General features: G+C 47.6%; 16 protein-coding genes, 1 tRNA gene and 2 pseudogenes. 14 read left to right on the top strand and 5 right to left on the bottom strand.

Annotated elements, in window-relative coordinates:
* Positions 1 to 79 precede the first annotated feature (79 nt).
* The 4 genes and pseudogenes from GW590_RS20030 to GW590_RS20015 form a co-directional block, all read left to right on the top strand.
* Complete coding sequence (locus GW590_RS20030; RefSeq protein WP_169404847.1) at positions 80 to 1,333, top strand: glycoside hydrolase family 28 protein; 1,254 nt, start codon at positions 80 to 82, stop codon at positions 1,331 to 1,333.
* Between the two features lie 388 nt (positions 1,334 to 1,721).
* The gene (locus GW590_RS20025; protein WP_169404946.1) at positions 1,722 to 2,054 is read left to right on the top strand and encodes an NIPSNAP family protein; all 333 of its coding nucleotides are present in this window, start codon (positions 1,722 to 1,724) and stop codon (positions 2,052 to 2,054) included.
* 218 nt (positions 2,055 to 2,272) lie between these two features.
* The gene (locus tag GW590_RS20020) at positions 2,273 to 2,623 is read left to right on the top strand and encodes a hypothetical protein (protein WP_169404846.1); all 351 of its coding nucleotides are present in this window, start codon (positions 2,273 to 2,275) and stop codon (positions 2,621 to 2,623) included.
* 106 nt (positions 2,624 to 2,729) lie between these two features.
* A pseudogene (locus GW590_RS20015) lies at positions 2,730 to 2,867 on the top strand (integrase core domain-containing protein); the annotation flags it as partial.
* A 265-nt stretch (positions 2,868 to 3,132) separates the two neighbouring features.
* Here GW590_RS20015 and GW590_RS20010 read toward each other — a convergent pair.
* From GW590_RS20010 to GW590_RS20000, 3 genes are read right to left on the bottom strand one after another with little or no spacing between them, the layout of a single operon-like run.
* Complete coding sequence (locus tag GW590_RS20010) at positions 3,133 to 4,161, bottom strand: RES domain-containing protein (RefSeq protein WP_169404845.1); 1,029 nt, start codon at positions 4,159 to 4,161, stop codon at positions 3,133 to 3,135.
* Positions 4,162 to 4,169: 8 nt separating this feature from the next.
* Positions 4,170 to 5,081 carry a sce7725 family protein gene (locus GW590_RS20005; protein WP_169404844.1) on the bottom strand — a complete coding sequence of 304 codons (912 nt, stop codon included), beginning with the start codon at positions 5,079 to 5,081 and terminating at the stop codon, positions 4,170 to 4,172.
* Positions 5,063 to 5,983: a sce7726 family protein gene (locus tag GW590_RS20000; RefSeq protein ID WP_169404843.1), complete on the bottom strand. Its 921-nt coding sequence runs from the start codon at positions 5,981 to 5,983 to the stop codon at positions 5,063 to 5,065. Before GW590_RS20000 ends, GW590_RS20005 begins: the two co-directional genes overlap by 19 nt.
* Before the next feature lie 124 nt (positions 5,984 to 6,107).
* Between GW590_RS20000 and GW590_RS19995 the strand changes: the two are divergent.
* Positions 6,108 to 7,238, top strand: a pseudogene (locus GW590_RS19995) (IS3 family transposase).
* Positions 7,239 to 7,597: 359 nt separating this feature from the next.
* On the opposite strand, the gene GW590_RS19990 reads toward GW590_RS19995, so the two are convergent.
* Both GW590_RS19990 and GW590_RS19985 read right to left on the bottom strand, forming a co-directional pair.
* A tRNA-Arg gene (locus tag GW590_RS19990) sits at positions 7,598 to 7,672 on the bottom strand.
* 84 nt (positions 7,673 to 7,756) lie between these two features.
* Positions 7,757 to 8,686, bottom strand: a complete 930-nt coding sequence (locus GW590_RS19985; protein WP_169404842.1) for a formate/nitrite transporter family protein — start codon at positions 8,684 to 8,686, stop codon at positions 7,757 to 7,759.
* A gap of 277 nt (positions 8,687 to 8,963) precedes the next feature.
* Between GW590_RS19985 and ccmA the strand changes: the two genes are divergently transcribed.
* From ccmA to ccmI, 9 genes are all read left to right on the top strand, one after another.
* The gene (gene ccmA, locus GW590_RS19980) at positions 8,964 to 9,590 is read left to right on the top strand and encodes a cytochrome c biogenesis heme-transporting ATPase CcmA (protein ID WP_169404841.1); all 627 of its coding nucleotides are present in this window, start codon (positions 8,964 to 8,966) and stop codon (positions 9,588 to 9,590) included.
* Positions 9,590 to 10,249 carry a heme exporter protein CcmB gene (ccmB, locus tag GW590_RS19975; RefSeq protein WP_169404840.1) on the top strand — a complete coding sequence of 220 codons (660 nt, stop codon included), beginning with the start codon at positions 9,590 to 9,592 and terminating at the stop codon, positions 10,247 to 10,249. Before ccmA ends, ccmB begins: the two co-directional genes overlap by 1 nt.
* Positions 10,250 to 10,488: 239 nt before the next feature.
* Positions 10,489 to 11,223, top strand: a complete 735-nt coding sequence (locus tag GW590_RS19970) for a heme ABC transporter permease (protein ID WP_169404839.1) — start codon at positions 10,489 to 10,491, stop codon at positions 11,221 to 11,223.
* A complete protein-coding gene (gene ccmD / locus GW590_RS19965) occupies positions 11,223 to 11,486 on the top strand; it encodes a heme exporter protein CcmD (protein ID WP_169404838.1) in 264 nt (87 codons plus the stop codon). The genes GW590_RS19970 and ccmD overlap by 1 nt, the downstream gene beginning before the upstream one ends.
* Positions 11,483 to 11,977 carry a cytochrome c maturation protein CcmE gene (ccmE, locus tag GW590_RS19960; protein ID WP_169404837.1) on the top strand — a complete coding sequence of 165 codons (495 nt, stop codon included), beginning with the start codon at positions 11,483 to 11,485 and terminating at the stop codon, positions 11,975 to 11,977. The genes ccmD and ccmE overlap by 4 nt, the downstream gene beginning before the upstream one ends.
* The gene (locus GW590_RS19955; protein ID WP_169404836.1) at positions 11,974 to 13,947 is read left to right on the top strand and encodes a heme lyase CcmF/NrfE family subunit; all 1,974 of its coding nucleotides are present in this window, start codon (positions 11,974 to 11,976) and stop codon (positions 13,945 to 13,947) included. The genes ccmE and GW590_RS19955 overlap by 4 nt, the downstream gene beginning before the upstream one ends.
* Complete coding sequence (locus GW590_RS19950) at positions 13,944 to 14,495, top strand: DsbE family thiol:disulfide interchange protein (protein ID WP_169404835.1); 552 nt, start codon at positions 13,944 to 13,946, stop codon at positions 14,493 to 14,495. The genes GW590_RS19955 and GW590_RS19950 overlap by 4 nt, the downstream gene beginning before the upstream one ends.
* Positions 14,492 to 14,950 carry a cytochrome c-type biogenesis protein gene (locus GW590_RS19945; protein WP_169404834.1) on the top strand — a complete coding sequence of 153 codons (459 nt, stop codon included), beginning with the start codon at positions 14,492 to 14,494 and terminating at the stop codon, positions 14,948 to 14,950. Before GW590_RS19950 ends, GW590_RS19945 begins: the two co-directional genes overlap by 4 nt.
* Positions 14,950 to 16,161 carry a c-type cytochrome biogenesis protein CcmI gene (gene ccmI, locus GW590_RS24705; RefSeq protein WP_456239018.1) on the top strand — a complete coding sequence of 404 codons (1,212 nt, stop codon included), beginning with the start codon at positions 14,950 to 14,952 and terminating at the stop codon, positions 16,159 to 16,161. The genes GW590_RS19945 and ccmI overlap by 1 nt, the downstream gene beginning before the upstream one ends.
* Positions 16,162 to 16,178: the final 17 nt, after the last annotated feature.

Here is a 16,178-nt window from a genome sequence, read left to right as displayed (position 1 = left end):
GAGCATTTGCTGGTGGCTTTTTTTTGGTGCTATTAGCATGATGGGTCTCTGAGTGCTGCGGCGAAAAGAGATCAGAAAAATGAAATATGCCGATTTATCAATGAATATTCTATTGCTGCTTCCCACGCTGTTTTTGTCCGCGATAAACGGCGCTATAGCGGGTGATACTCGTAGCGTCAGTGAACCCGTGGTCCCGCAAAGCTGCCAGATGCTTAAAGCCAACGGCGCAGCCGATTCGACAAGCTATATTCAGGATGCTCTCAACGCTTGTACCAGCGGCAAGGCGGTTTATCTGACGGCGGCTACAGGCTCTAGCGCGTTCTACAGTGGACCACTCAAGCTGCCATCGGGTGTCAGCCTGCGGGTAGAAAAAGGGGCAACACTGCTGGCTATTGCCAATCCGTCGCTGTTTGATAACGGCAATCATACCTGCGGCACACTGGATGACACAGGGAAAGGCTGTAATCCGTTTATCCAAATAAAAAATGCATCGGGCAGCGGGATTTACGGACCGGGCAGCATTGATGGGCAGGGTAATGCAATCATGACCGGAAAAAGCCAGAGCTGGTGGCAGCTGGCAACGGCAGCCAAAAATAAAAACACCAGGCAGAACGCGCCCCGCTTAATACAAATTGATAACTCAAAAAATATCACGCTCTACCAGATAACCCTGAAGAACGGGCCGAATTTCCATGTAGTCAGTAATAACAGCAACGGATTGACCTTATGGGGGATCACCATCGCGGCACCAGCCAATGCTCGTAATACCGATGGCTTTGACCCTATGGGATCCCAGAACGTTACCCTGATCCACTGCCGCATTAGTACCGGCGATGACAACGTCGCTATCAAGGCCGGTAATGCCAGTTCGGCACATATTTCGATACTCGATAACCACTTTGGTACCGGGCACGGTATGTCCATTGGTAGTGAGATCAATCAGGGCGTCAGTGATGTAACGGTAAACAGCCTGATCCTAAGCGGTACCACCAATGGTTTGCGTATTAAAAGTGACAGTTCACGGGGAGGGAAGGTTACCGACGTAACCTATGAGAATATCTGTATGCAGAATGTCAAAAACCCCATCGTGCTGGACACCCGTTATGATAGCGCCGCCACGGGGAGTCTGATCCCCGAGTATCGCGATATTACCTTTCGCAATCTAAACGTCCTGACTGCCGGGACCTTTACCTTTGCGGGATATAGCGCTAGCAAGCCGTTATCGCTAACGTTAGACAACGTACATATTAGCAAGGGATCTGTCTGGCATAAGCAATACGCCATTATTCAGGGGACGGTGGTGGAAGATGGGGGAGGGAGTTGTGATAACTAAACACATTTTTATATTAATGGCTTATACGCATTAGCTTTTAAGAATTTCAGAGAGAGTGATTTATCTGTGTTTACGCGTTGGGCTGAAGACATGATTATAAATGGTGAAGAGTCAGAGGATCTGGTCATGCTGGCTTCACTTGGCCTGGATCTGTCACCTGTACATGAAGAAGCGTGATGAGCCATGGTTCATCACGTGCAATTGCATATTTGTTCGCAATTATCAGGCCCATCAACATGTTTAACAGAACGAACTGGCAAACTGCGGAGCAGTCGGATGATTAGCTCGCCAGGAATTTATGGCGGGGAGCACCATTTTCTCGCGCTACGGATTGTCGAGATGCTATAAACTAAACACAGGTAATTAAACCATGGATGAGTATATGTCTATCAAAATTATAGAGATTTTACAGTACACATTGAATAAAGGAACTGGCGAAGAATTTCATAAAGTAATGGAAGAGGTTAGTGTTCCTTTACATCTGGCATACGGACTGGATGTTGTTTCCTTCGGCAAATCGCTACATGATCCCGATTCGTATTTTTTAATCAGAGCTTTTGACAGTCTTACGGATCTGGAAAATTCACAAGAAAAATTTTATAAGAGTGCCGAGTGGATCCAAGGGCCGAGAGCAGACATTATCGAACGCATTCAACACTCTCTTAAAACAGTTATTGAATTGCCTATTGCTGCTGTCGAACAACTGCGAACTTGCGGATAGTTAGCTGAAAAACCAGGGATAAGATTTTCCGATGTTCCAGAATGTGGCCAGCGGGAGTGGTCCCAAATTTTGTCGTCTCCGGTAACTTACCGTCCTTGATTTGTGAATAGAAGTGTTTTGATGTAAACCCGGAATCCGTGGTCATGTATTTCATCGTGATTGGCGAGTCTTATTCAGGTAATGCTATTCTCTGAATATCTAAACTGATGGGGAGATGAATGAGTAGATTATTGATTGTTCTGGGGTTGCTGCTGGTTACGTTCGGTAGTTTTGCTGCCAGTGATGACGAAATTGCAGATAGTGATAGAGATGATGCAATTTATGCTGAGTTATATGGTTCATGTACGCGACAGACTTGTCCGCCTGGTTCAACCGTCATTGTAACGGCGACAAAAGGGGATAGTGGTCTTGCCACAACGCCAGACGGTCAGGATTATGATCTTCTTGGGCTCAGAAAAATAAAGTTTATCGTGCTAAGTAACGATGATAGATATCTGTCTTTAGTTAATGTAAAAGCTCCTAGCGGGACTATTTATTCAATCCAAAGAATGTTCCTCAAAAGAAAATAATAAACAATAGTCCTACGACAACCTAGTTATAACGCTGGGTTTTTTATTGCTGTTCTTAAATCAGTAGAAGCCGGGCTTACCGTCAAAGATGTTTGTCGCGAGTCTGCCATTTCAGAATGCCTTTATCGAATGTTTCAATCGAACTTACCGTACAGAAATACTGGATTTCTATCTGTCCAGAAAACTGAATGAAGCACGGGAAATTACAGAGCGCTGTCTGAATGAATACAACACTGAACGCCCATGATGAACCCCGAACACCAATAAATTGCGATAAAAACATATGGAAACTGTATGGGTAATAACATTTATTTTACAGTGGGTTACGAAGAATTATGGAGTGCTATCGAAGGTGTGATGGTGTCCCTACAGGAATCGAATTGAACTTCAATTTATTGAAATTAAATGAATTTATTTTAATTGCTGTATTTTATACCCCTATTTGTACCCATTAATATTACCTTAATAGGTTAGTAGGGGCACCTGTGTCGACGCTTTGATGTGCACGGCTATTTAGGGTTAAAATTATGGACAATACTAACGATAGTATGTGGGATTGGTTCTTCAATTCTAAATCCTTCATCACTGAAGAAAACAAAATTCTTCCCTAAACCAAACGAACTTTCAAAAGCAATACCATCACAACTACTAAAACTCTTAAGAAATTCGCAAAGAAACTGTGTAGGTATATAATCTATACTTGAGCTTTCTGGTTTTACTGGTTTTGATAGCTCATTAGATAAAGTTTCTAGTAACTTGATTATTCCTATAATGGTTATGAAACGAGCTTCATCAAAGGCACAAACTGATAATTTTTTCCTTGGTTGAGTCAGGTCAATAATCGATAATTTTCTATTCGAAATAAAACTTGATATGTATATTGTACTTGTATTATTAGGTCTGACTTCTGCAATACATGTGTTTTTTTGATTGGCAAGATACAGATAGGATATTCCGATAGGATTTGCCCTGCCAGCTGTAGCCTTTTCCTTTGGCGGCATCCTCATCTCTTGTTGAGATAATGGGGTTTCATGTATTCTGGCGCGAAAAAAATCCTCACCTTCATCATATTCGACTTTTAACTGTTCAATTATTTGGAATAAATCACTTTCTGTGTTGCTAATCGTTGGATCAAATAAAGATGAGTAGAGTGTATTCTTGGGGAAAAATCTATTTTGATGTTTAAGTTCTTCTTTAAAATTTTCCCATTCACTGATGTGTTCTTGAAAACCCTGCTTCAAAGTATATCTTTTATCTTCGTAATCCTCACCCAAAACTTCTGATGTCAGGCGTTGAATAGATTTAACATCCCTATTAAAAATATAAAATAGCTCATTTAATATTTCACTTAATGGCAGACCATCATCTGACTCGATTACTAAACCTAAAAATGGTTCAAAAAAACGAGATAGTTCCTTAGGTTCAATGATGAACGTATTTTCTTTACGGCAATGACCACATCTTCCACTATGATGTGCCTTACCAATGAACTCAAATATTTCTTTATCATGAAAGCATTCAGAGCAACAGTATGGCATATACTATCTCACTTTTTTAAATAATTACAAATAGTCTCAATATGATGCTGTACTGTGATTTTTTTGACTAAACCCAACCCAGGGAAATGTTCAGTAATATGCAGTCTTCTTAATTCCTCAATGCCAAAAGTATCATCAAATATCGAAGGGTTTTTATCAATAAAGTGGATAGCATTATTTAATGCTTCTTCAAATTTCCCACCGGGGTTAGCAGGACTATTGCTTGGTGATGAGGAAAAATGTCGTACAAACATTTGCTGACTTTCTTTATCAATATAAGATAAATGGATCGTTACAACATATGCTGGCCCACCAGATTCAGAATATTCAGAGCCAACTATATTGTAGTCACTGAAACCGATAGTATTAGGTCGAAAACTATAATTTGTATGCAACGATGAAAATTTTGACCTGTCTCTGTAATCAGCGTTTCTACTTTTCTTCTGAAAAGGGTCATCGAGAAGAACAATGTTATTTATTTTTTCTATTTCGCTATCCGAGCTATCTGCAGGAACGATATTAAAATTTGATAATGAAAAAATTGCAGGATTTACATCTTCGACTATGTCTGGCACAAATATGGCTTTATCATTTTTAGGTAATTCTTGCAAAATTATTGAGTAGTCAACGATTCCATCTTGAATTTGAATGCATGGAGTAAAATTTAATGAGTTATCTAAAGACAAAAGTCTGGGGTAGAGATTAATGTTTTTAGATTTAAAATCCCCCAGTGAAGGATTGATAATAATTATTGGTTTAATGTTAAATTCATTTATAGACTTTATTGTTTTTACTAAAGGTAAAAGATTTTCTCTTACCGGCTCAACTATAGGTTTAAAAAGATAGTTAGGCAGCTTTGGAGCTAATTCTCTTATCGCTACCAATTCAAACTGCTTACCTCTTATAAATGGAAAGTACATTTTCTGTCCTTATTAATGGCTTGAGTAAGTATTTCTCCGAATGCCAATTTTTTTGATTTTGATAATTTAAAGCTAATTGCTGTGTTAATAAGAGATGGCGGTAATTTACTGACAAAAATAGAATCTGCCTTTCTGTTCATCTTAAGAACATGTTTAAATAGCACTCTTAGTTCCTTTGAACTAGCTTGGTTGAAAATATCAAGACACTGAGAGTATGTGTTCATATTGGATGTTGTTACGGGTTTATTTGTTAAACTCTCGGCCATATAAACATACTCAGGTTTTCTTAACGAACCAATTAGAACTTCTCGATCTATTTCGTGATTATTGATCTTGGCTTTCTTGATCTCTTTAAGAGCACCTCTTACTGTAAACTCTATAACACCAACCTCATCAGGAATACAAGACAATACGTTATTAATGTGGCAACCATCACAAACAACATATACTTTCTCAAAGATTTTTATATATGCTGAAAGCTGATCTTGCAATCTTTTTAAACTATCAAATTTAGTTTTTATTTCGTAGCATGTCGTATGACCGTTAACAATCACACAATCAGCTTTATTGCTTCCGACTCTGAACTCAGAAAGCATTGTGGCTTCTCGAGCAGAATGCCGCCCCAAATAAAGCTTATTAGCTATTGCATTTTTAAAAAAATACTCTGTTTTATAATCAGTCAATAGCTTGCTGAATGCTAGTTCAAATACCTGAGCAACGCGAAGGTTAGGAGTTCGAGGTGTTAAAAAATCGTTCAAGATACGATAGAGAAATGAAAGGTCACCATCGGCTATTTTATTGATAGCCTGACTAGTGAATAGTTGCGCCAAAACGCGGCTATCAACTCGTTTTTTCTCTACTGAAAACATAAAAACACCATCATATTCAATGAACCCAACCATAATGATAGCTCATTTTTTTCTTGCACCTCAACACCTCTTTCCAGATGCTATAGCAATCTTGAATAGCCCCGGGTTTCGTAGACACTTTTTTGCCTCATAATGGAGGCTCAATGAAGGAGTGTTTATGTCAGCCAAAAATTTCACTGAAGAATTCAAAATTGAAGCCGTAAAACAGATTAACGAGCAGGGATACCCTGTTTCTGAGGTTGCGGCTCGACTCGGTGTTTCCACTAACAGCCTTTACGCGTGGATCAAGCGTTACCAAAAACCTGAGCGATGCTATCCAGCTTGAAGTAAAACGTCTCAGACAAGAGCTTAAGCGGGTAACTGAGGAACGCGATATTTTAAAAAAGGCCGCGTACTTTGCAAAAACATCCGGCTGAAGTACGCCTTCATTAAAAAAATGTCGCCCTTTTACGCTGTACGCCGCCTGTGTCTGGTCCTTGGACTTCATTACAGCGGCTATTATCAGTGGCTAAAGCAGCCTAAATCGTTGCGTGCCCGACAGGATGAACGCCAGACAGGCCTCATTAAACAACGGTGGCTTGAAAGCGGTACGGTTTATGGGTATCGGAAAATCTGGCTCGATATGAAAGCTCTGGGTGAACGCGCTGGACGTAACAGGGTTGCGCGGTTAATGAGGCTCGCAGAATTAGCCTCTCAGACTGGATACCGAAAACGACGTTACTACGGTGGTGGAAAACCTTCGGTTGCCAGTCCCAATTACCTTGAACGGCAGTTCGTTGTCCCGACCCCAAATACGCATTGGGTGAGTGACATGACCTATGTAAGGACGCATGAAGGCTGGTTATATTTGGCCGTTGTTCTCGATCTCTTCTCACGGCGGGGTATCGGCTGGAGCATGGGAAGGCGAAGGACAGAAGAGTTAGTGATGGATGCAATATTTATGGCGGTATGGCGACGTAAACCACCGGCCGAGGTGTTGATCTATACAGATCAGGGTTCTCAATATACGAGCGAAAGATGTCAGCATTTTATGACAGCTCACAATTTAAAAAGCAGCATGAGTCGTGGGGGTAATTGCCATGATAACGCAGTGGCAGAAAGCTTTTTCCAGTGGCTAAAACGGGAACGGATAAAGAAACGGATCTATAAAAATAGGGAAGAAGCGAAGGCAGATATCTTCGATTATGTGGAGATGTTTTATAATGCTAAACGCTGCTACAGTGCCAGTGAGGGTCAACCCCCTGCAGTTTATGAAAGTGCCTGGTTCATGAGACACGGAACCGTCTAGGAAATTCGGATCTATTCAGTGATTCACATTACTAATCGAGAAATCTTCACCGTTTTTCAGTTTAAAGTCCGCTTCGGCCTGTCGTACTTCAGGATAAAGGCTAAAAGTCAGCGTTTGTTAAATCGGTAGCAAAGCTGCAAATGTCTGCAAACGATAAGACTTAGCCTGAAATTTGGCCGCCTCACCTGTTGATGAGAAGTGTGAGTAAAATCTTGGGGGTAAAAACTTTACCCACGTTTTCCCCATGATGAACTCTGAACACCAATAAATTGCGATAAATACATATTGAAACTGTATGGGCGATAACGCTTATTTTACAGTGGGTTACGAGGAGTTATTGAGTGCTATCGAAGGTGTAATGGTGTCCCCTACAGGAATCGAACCTGTAACTAGCCCTTAGGAGGGGCTTGTTATATCCGTTTAACTAAGGAGACGGTGCGGCATAAGCAGCGCGGGCACAGTATACCCATTTTTACCTGAAAAATAAGGCACTGCGGGTTTGTTTGCTTAATTCTTGGTCATTTTCCGGCTTTGCGGGTTGTTTGACGATCCTGTTTGCCGTTTTTACGCGCGTGGCTTAAATCGTTTCTAATTTGCGCATGGCTGATTAGCGCAAAGATAAAGGTGCCGCCGATGATATTGCCTGCCAGCGTTGGCAAGGCAAAGGGCCAGATAAACTGTTGCCAGGGCAGGGCACCAGAAAATACCAGATAGAGCACTTCCACCGAGCCGACGACAATATGCGTCAAATTGCCAATTGCCACCAGATAGGTCATCAGCAGGATCAGCCAGATTTTTGCTGAACCGGCACCGGGCAGCATCCATACCATGGTGGCGATTAACCAGCCAGAAACCACGCCGCCAACAAACATCTCACTGGGCATTTTTTCCATCACTTCCTGGCTGATTTGCTGGAAGGCCTGCATCACCTCGGGTGTAAACAGCGGCATAGCGATAAATGCCAGCGAGGCGCAGGCGGCGCCGACGACGTTACCGGCCAATACCACGCCCCACAGGCGAAAAAGAATCGCGAAGTTTTTTGCCGTTGGCTTATGCATCACCGGCAGTACCGCGGTGACGGTATTTTCGGTAAATAGCTGCTGGCGCGCCATAATCACGATAATAAATCCCACGGTATAACCGAGGTTTTCAATAAAGAAGCGAGCGGGGGTATCGGCCAGGCGGGCATGCAGTATGCCTTTGGTCACCAGCGATGCACTGATAGATAATCCGGCGGCAATCGCCGACCACATCAGCGCCAGGCTGTCACGCTCCAGCTCTTTTTCGCCTTCCATGCGGATTTGCTCATGGGTCGCGGCGGCGCGGGAAGGCAGGTTGTGTTCATCGGTTTCTATCTCAGTGCCTTGTTCACTTTCCTTGCTGTCAACGCGAGGGCCGTGAGAGGGGGAACCTTGAGTCGGAGCCGGGTTGTCGCGTCGGTTGATCATTTATTCCCTCGCTGGAGCTTGCAGATAGCCATGCAGTGCCAAGGCGGGTTTACCTTGGCTATCATTTTACAAGCTTAGGTCAGGACGGCTTTTTCTTTGTTGATTTGTTAAATTAAATTTAAAATAAGCGCGACATTGCGGGGTCATTGTGGCTACCGCTGGCGGCGAAAAATGCGCTAAATCGCTGATGGCTGGATAGTAAACTCCGCAGCCATAGCCTACAGGCGTGGTTAGGCTTATGTTATGATACTGTTCCCCATGCCAAGAGACTGGTCCCATGTTTGCAGCGCTTAACCTCAGTTGCGTTCGCGATGAGCGAACCCTGTTTAGCGGCTTGAGTTTTACTATCGAACCCGGTGAGATTGTGCAGATTGCCGGTCATAACGGCGCCGGTAAAACCAGTTTACTGCGTATTTTGGCCGGTCTTGCCAGCCCCGATGAAGGAGAAGTGACCTGGCAGGGGCAAAACACCCGGCGACAGCGTGAGCTTTTTCATCAACAGCTGTTGTTTCTTGGTCATCAACCTGGCATTAAATCTGTATTGACTGCCTATGAGAATCTGGCCTTTTATTATGATGTTAGCAATGGTGACGCCGCGCAGGCGATTTACCAGGCGCTGGAGCAGGTCGGTTTATTAGGCTATGAAGATGTGGCAGTGGCGCAGCTTTCTGCCGGGCAGCAGCGCCGCGTGGCGCTGGCCAGACTGTGGCTCAGTGACGCTCTGTTGTGGATCCTTGATGAACCGCTAACGGCAATAGATAAAGACGGTGTGGCAGCGTTGATGGCCCTGTTTGAACATCATGCCCTACGAGGCGGCATGCTGTTGTTGACTACCCATCAGGATTTGCCGGGCATAACGCGGGAAGTGCGTAAAATTCGTCTGACCAGTGCAGAGCTAGCATAATGTTTATAAAAGTATTGCGCCGCGAGCTGAAAATCGCATTTCGCAAAAGCGCGGAAATTATCAACCCGCTGTGGTTTTTTTTAATTGTGATCACCCTGTTTCCCTTAGGTATTGGCCCGGAGCCAAAACTGCTGGCCCGCATTGCGCCAGGCATTGTCTGGGTTGCGGCTTTACTCTCTTCATTACTCTCCCTTGAGCGTCTGTTTCGTGACGACTATCTTGATGGTTCATTAGAACAGTTGCTGCTGTTGCCTGCGCCCTTAACGCTGACGGTGCTGGGCAAGGTGTGTGCCCATTGGATGGTCACCGGATTACCGCTATTGATTATCTCCCCGCTGATTGCACTGCTGCTGTCTTTGGATTTTCATACCTGGCAGGCGGTGGCATTGACGCTGTTGCTGGGCACGCCGACGCTGAGTTTTATTGGTGCCATTGGTGTCGCTCTAACCGTCGGGCTGCGCAAGGGAGGCGTGTTGCTGAGTTTGCTGGTGCTGCCGCTGTATATTCCGGTATTGATCTTTGCCACTGGCGCGATAGATGCCGCCTCTATGGCCATGCCGATTGGCGGATATTTGGCTATTTTAGGGGCGATGCTGGCGGGCAGTGTTACGCTGGCTCCTTTTGCCACTTCGGCAGCGTTAAGAGTCAGCGTGCAATAGCGCCAAAACTTTGACGATAGGGCGCAGGCGGCAAGAGAAGCCTGCTGATTTTACTTGCGGTTACAATAAGCCTGAAAAAACGCAACCTTTGACTAACATCACACTTCTCGATAGGGAACAATAGGGGCGATACTGAAAAAGTACGCCAGGGGCCAGGCAGCTCGTCGGCATAATATGGCAACAACCTTGGGTTTACGGCTTTGTACGCCCTGTGATTTTAACGTGAGCAATGACAAATAATGTGGAAATGGTTACATCAACTCGCAAAGCCTGAGCGGCTTTACCACCTTTGCGGACGTTTTATTCCCTGGCTGGCCATGGCGGGTCTGGTTTGTCTGCTGATTGGCTGGGTGTGGGGTTTTGCCTATGCACCGCCGGATTACCAGCAGGGCGATAGCTACCGTATTATGTACATTCATGTGCCGGCGGCAATCTGGTCGATGGGCATCTACAGTGCAATGGCTATCGCCGCCTTTATCGGTCTGATCTGGCAAATGAAGATGTCTGAGCTGGCCCTTGCCGCCATGGCACCGGTGGGAGCAGTGTTTACCTTTATTGCGCTGGTCACCGGTTCGGCCTGGGGTAAACCCATGTGGGGAACCTGGTGGGTATGGGATGCGCGACTGACTTCCGAGCTGGTGCTGCTGTTTTTATATCTCGGGGCGATTGCTTTATATCACTCCTTTGACGATCGCCGCATGGCCGGGCGCGCAGCGGGTATTCTGGTGCTGGTGGGCGTGGTCAATCTGCCGATTATTCATTATTCGGTGCAGTGGTGGAATACGCTGCATCAGGGCTCCAGTGATTTTGGCAAAACCATCGATCCCAGTATGCGTTACCCGCTGTTCTGGTCGGTATTCGGCTATTTATTCTTCTTTATTACGCTGACATTAATGAGACTACGCAATCTGATTATCCATCAGGAGCGTTTACGCCCCTGGGTGGCTGCTTTGCTGCAAAAGGAGCGCGGTTAATGAATACTGCATTCCCCACCTGGCAGGCGTTCTTTGCCATGGGCGGTTACGCCTTCTATGTCTGGCTGTCGGTTATTGTCACGCTGAGTGCGCTGTTAGGGCTGGTAATGCATACCCTATGGCAACGGCGGCAACTGCTGGCTGATATTCGTCGTCGTCTGTCGCGCGAACAACGCATTAGTCAGTCGAAAAAATCGGTCGTTGCCGCGCAGCACACGGCGGACCCGGTATCATCGGGATCCAGCCGGGAGAAGTTATTGTGAATCCTCGTCGTAAAAATCGTCTCTACCTGGCGCTGTTTGTGCTGGTGGGACTCGGGCTGGCCATCAGCCTGGTGCTCTATGCGCTGCGTTCCAATATTGATCTGTTTTATACCCCCAGCGAAATTTTGCAGGGCAAAGGCCCGGATCATGAACTGCCTACTGTCGGCCAGCGTTTGCGCATTGGCGGTATGGTGATGCCCGGTTCGGTGAAAAGGGATGATAAAACCCTCGAAGTGCATTTTAAAATTTACGATGCCCGCGGTGCCATTGCGGTGACCTATTTTGGCATTTTGCCTGACCTGTTTCGCGAAGGGCAGGGCGTGGTGGCGCAGGGGGTGATGCAGGAAAACAATGTGGTGATGGCCAAACAGGTACTGGCCAAACATGATGAAAAATATGTGCCACCGGAAGTGGCAGACGCCATGAAAGAAAATCATACCGGACCCGCTTCGGCTTATGTTTCGCCTGTAAAAGGAAGTAGTCAGCCATGATCCCTGAAATTGGCACTTTTTCGCTTTGCCTGGCTTTAGGCCTGTCAGTATTACTGAGTATTTATCCCCAGTGGGGGGCGGCACGGCAGGATCATCGCATGATGGCGATGGCCCGTCCGCTTTCCTATGGCATGTTTGCCTGTATCGCGCTGGCGTTTATTATTCTGGTCCACGCTTTTGTGGTTAACGACTTCTCTGTGGCTTATGTTGCCAATAACTCCAACAGCCATTTGCCGGTATATTACCGGATGGCGGCGACCTGGGGAGCGCATGAAGGCTCGCTGCTGCTCTGGGTGCTGTTACTGAGTTGCTGGACCACGGCGGTAGCGCTGTTTAGCCGCCGCATGCCGAATGATGCCGTATCCCGCGTGTTGGCAGTAATGGGCATGATCACCTCGGGTTTTCTGCTGTTTATTCTGCTGACCTCCAACCCTTTTTTGCGTACTTTGCCCAATTTCCCTATTGACGGCAGTGACCTTAATCCGGTGTTGCAGGATATCGGACTGATCTTCCACCCGCCGATCCTCTATATGGGTTATGTGGGCTTCTCGGTGGCCTTTGCCTTTGCCATTGCCTCGCTGATGGCCGGTCGGCTGGATACGGCCTGGGCGCGCTGGTCGCGGCCCTGGACGCAGGCAGCCTGGGTATTTCTGACCCTCGGTATTGTGCTCGGCTCGGCCTGGGCTTATTACGAACTGGGCTGGGGCGGCTGGTGGTTCTGGGACCCGGTAGAAAACGCCTCCTTTATGCCCTGGCTGGCAGGCACCGCGCTGATCCACTCTTTGGCAGTCACCGAGAAACGCGGCACCTTTAAAGCCTGGACCGTGCTGTTGGCTATCACCTGCTTTTCACTCTGCCTGCTTGGTACCTTTCTGGTGCGCTCCGGCGTATTGGTTTCGGTTCACTCCTTCGCTTCGGATCCGGCACGTGGCATGTTTATCCTCGCCTATCTGGTGATCGTGATCGGCGGTTCCTTGTTGCTGTATGCCATTAAAGGCAATTCCGTCCGCGCGCCAAGCCGTCACGAACCCTATTCCCGGGAAAGCTTTCTGCTGGGCAATAATGTGCTGTTGGTGGCGGCGATGTTGGTGGTGCTGCTCGGCACCTTGCTGCCGCTGATCCATAAACAGCTGGGTCTGGGAAGTATCTCCATTGGCGAACCTTTCTTTAATACCATGTTCACCTGGCTGATGGCACCGCTGGCGTTGCTGCTGGGGATAGGTCCCCTGGTGCGCTGGCGTCGCGATGAGCCGAGTAAACTCTGGCGTCGGCTGGGCGTGGCGCTGCTGGTTACGCTGTTACTCTCTATTCTGTTGCCATGGTTATTGCAGGACAAGATTGTCGGTATGACGGTGGTCGGCATGTTGATGTCGGTGTGGGTGATTTTACTTACCCTGATGGAGCTGCACGAGCGCGCCACCCATCGCCACAGTTTCTGGCGCGGATTGACGCATTTGTCCCGCAGCCACTGGGGCATGGTGCTGGGGCATTTGGGCGTGGCGGTGACGGTGATCGGTATTGCCTTTAGCCAAAACTACAGCGTTGAGCGTGATGTGCGCATGAAGGCCGGGGATAGCGTTGATATTCAGGGCTACCATTTTGAATTTCGCAGTCTGAGCGATATTACCGGCCCCAACTACAGCGGTGGCGAAGCCAATATCGATGTCACCCGCAACGGCAAGTTTATCACCGTGCTGCATGCGGAAAAACGCTATTACAGCGTGGCCCACAGCATGATGACCGAAGCGGCCATCGACGGTAACCTGGCGCGCGATCTTTATGCCGCGCTGGGGGAAGAGCTGGATGATGGCTCCTGGGCGGTGCGTCTTTACTATAAACCCTTCGTTCGCTGGATTTGGCTGGGCGGGATCTTTATGGCTCTCGGCGGCGTGCTCTGTATTCTCGATCCGCGCTATCGTATGACCAAAAAACTGAAACGTCAGGGCAAAGACGCGGCGGAGGAAGTATGAATCGCAAAATCCTGTTTATCCCGCTGTTTCTCTTTCTGGCGCTGGCGGCGGCGTTTTTGCTGCAATTGACCCGCAATGCCCAGGGCGACGACCCTACGCTGCTGGAATCGGCGCTGGTGGGCAAACCTGTGCCACTCTTTAAACTGGAGTCGCTGTTCGAGCCGGGTAAAACTTTCGATCAGTCGGTCCTGCACACCGGTAAGCCGATCCTGCTTAATGTCTGGGCAACCTGGTGTCCAACCTGCCGCGCAGAGCACGATTATCTCAATTCGCTGGCGGCAAAAGGTGTACATGTTATTGGGCTGAATTATAAAGACGATCGCAGTAAGGCGATTAACTGGCTCAATACGCTGGGTAATCCCTATGCCCTGAGTCTGTATGACGGCGACGGCATGCTGGGGCTGGATCTTGGTGTCTATGGCGCGCCTGAGACCTTCCTGATCGACGGTAACGGTATTGTGCGCTATCGCCATGCCGGGGATGTCAATGAGCAGGTGTGGCAGCAACAGCTGCGTCCGTTGTACATCAAGTATGGAGGTCAGGCATGAGGCTGTTATCTCTGTTTCTCGGGCTGGTACTGAGCTTTAGCACGTTGGCGGCCATTGATACCTATCAATTTGCCTCGCCGCAGCAGGAGCAGCAATATCGTCAGTTGACCGGGCAACTGCGTTGTCCGAAATGCCAAAACACTAATATTGCCGCTTCCGACTCGATTATTGCCGCAGATATGCGCAGCAAAGTTTATCAGTTGCTGAAGGAAGGCCAGTCCAACCAGCAGATTATCGATTATATGGTGGACCGCTACGGCAATTTTGTAACTTACCAACCGCCAGTCACTCCCTCGACGCTGATTTTATGGGTGGGACCGGCGCTGTTTGTGATTATTGGCGCACTGGTTATTATTTTACGCGCCCGCGGCCGTTACTCGGTTGAGCAGATATCGTGGCACGATCAGCAGCGTCTGGCACAGTTGCTGGCTGACAACGACAGGAAAGAATCATGATTGTTTTTGCGCTGATCGTTATTACGCTGCTGGTGATGGCCACGGCGTTGTTTATTGTGCCGGTTATGCGCGGTGAACGGGGGGAACTGACCGCCAGTCGCGATGCACTGAATAAAGCTTTCTATCATCATCGCCTGAGCGAGCTGGAGCAAGACGAGGAGCAGGGCGTGGTGACCGAACGTCCGTTGTTTATCCGCGAACTGCAGGAAAATCTGCTTAGTGATATTCCCGGACAAACTGCCAGCGCGGCACGGCCTATTGCACGCTGGACGCTGGCTCCCGGAGTGATATTGTTGCTGGTGATCACCTGCGGTTTTTATCTCTATGCCGGGGGGCTCGGTCAGGTTAGCAACTGGCATCAGGTGATGAAACGCCTGCCTGAGCTGCGCGCGCAGGTGGCGGATGAAAATGCCAAACCGCTGACCATGGCGGATATCCAGGATCTGGGGCTGGGGTTACGCAGCGATTTGCAGGCTAATCCTGATAATGCCCGCGACTGGCTGATGCTTGGCCGGGTGGGGATGGCGCTGAATAATGCCAGCACCGCTACCCAGGCCTTTGCCCGCGCCTATCAGTTGTCGCCTGACGATGTGGATATCAAGCTGGGTTATGCCGATGTGCTGACGCGATCCGCCGATCCGCAAGATAACATTAACGGCGGCAACATCCTGCGCAGTATGCTGGCGCATCAGCAAGGTAATCTGCAAGTATTGAGTTTGCTGGCATATAATGAGTATCAGCAAGGTCATTATCCGCAAGCGATAGGGGCGTGGCAGGTAATGTTGAAGATCCTGCCGGCGGATGACAAGCGTATTGAAATGGTAAAAGCCAGCATTGCCCAGGCACAGGCCAAGTCCGGTATGGATAAGGTCAGGCTGGCAGTCGCCGTAACTTTGTCAGCGAAAGCGCAGCAGCAATTGCCGCAGCAGGGCGCGGTATTTATTTCGGTAACCGATGGTAGTAGTCCTGTGCCGGTGGCGGTGAAAAAGTTGCCACTTAGCCGTTTTCCACTGTCGGCCACGGTGGATGATACTAACGCCATGATGCCAGAGCATTTGCTCTCTTCATTGCATCAACTGCGTGTTCGGGTACGTATTTCGCAAAATGGCCTGGCGACACCCGCCTCGGGTGACTGGTATGGCGAGAGTGCATTGACCGAATTTTCGGGGAATAGCCAGGTCAATATTGAGATTAATCAGCAGGTTCCTTGATTAAGGAACCGAAGCAT

Source organism: Rouxiella aceris (genome assembly GCF_012933545.1).
In the GTDB taxonomy this organism is placed as follows: domain Bacteria; phylum Pseudomonadota; class Gammaproteobacteria; order Enterobacterales; family Enterobacteriaceae; genus Rouxiella; species Rouxiella aceris.
The sequence above is the reverse complement of the archived record's forward strand: the minus strand, read 5'-3'. Positions and strand labels throughout refer to the sequence as shown.

Excerpts from the sequence above, each read along its gene's own strand:
- GW590_RS20030 (WP_169404847.1), top strand. The coding sequence starts at position 80 with ATGAAATATGCCGATTTATCAATGAATATTCTATTGCTGCTTCCCACG.
- GW590_RS20020 (WP_169404846.1), top strand. The coding sequence starts at position 2,273 with ATGAGTAGATTATTGATTGTTCTGGGGTTGCTGCTGGTTACGTTCGGT.
- GW590_RS20010 (WP_169404845.1), bottom strand. The coding sequence starts at position 4,161 with ATGCCATACTGTTGCTCTGAATGCTTTCATGATAAAGAAATATTTGAG.
- GW590_RS20005 (WP_169404844.1), bottom strand. The coding sequence starts at position 5,081 with ATGTACTTTCCATTTATAAGAGGTAAGCAGTTTGAATTGGTAGCGATA.
- GW590_RS20000 (WP_169404843.1), bottom strand. The coding sequence starts at position 5,983 with ATGGTTGGGTTCATTGAATATGATGGTGTTTTTATGTTTTCAGTAGAG.
- GW590_RS19985 (WP_169404842.1), bottom strand. The coding sequence starts at position 8,686 with ATGATCAACCGACGCGACAACCCGGCTCCGACTCAAGGTTCCCCCTCT.
- ccmA (WP_169404841.1), top strand. The coding sequence starts at position 8,964 with ATGTTTGCAGCGCTTAACCTCAGTTGCGTTCGCGATGAGCGAACCCTG.
- ccmB (WP_169404840.1), top strand. The coding sequence starts at position 9,590 with ATGTTTATAAAAGTATTGCGCCGCGAGCTGAAAATCGCATTTCGCAAA.
- GW590_RS19970 (WP_169404839.1), top strand. The coding sequence starts at position 10,489 with ATGTGGAAATGGTTACATCAACTCGCAAAGCCTGAGCGGCTTTACCAC.
- ccmD (WP_169404838.1), top strand. The coding sequence starts at position 11,223 with ATGAATACTGCATTCCCCACCTGGCAGGCGTTCTTTGCCATGGGCGGT.
- GW590_RS19955 (WP_169404836.1), top strand. The coding sequence starts at position 11,974 with ATGATCCCTGAAATTGGCACTTTTTCGCTTTGCCTGGCTTTAGGCCTG.
- GW590_RS19950 (WP_169404835.1), top strand. The coding sequence starts at position 13,944 with ATGAATCGCAAAATCCTGTTTATCCCGCTGTTTCTCTTTCTGGCGCTG.
- GW590_RS19945 (WP_169404834.1), top strand. The coding sequence starts at position 14,492 with ATGAGGCTGTTATCTCTGTTTCTCGGGCTGGTACTGAGCTTTAGCACG.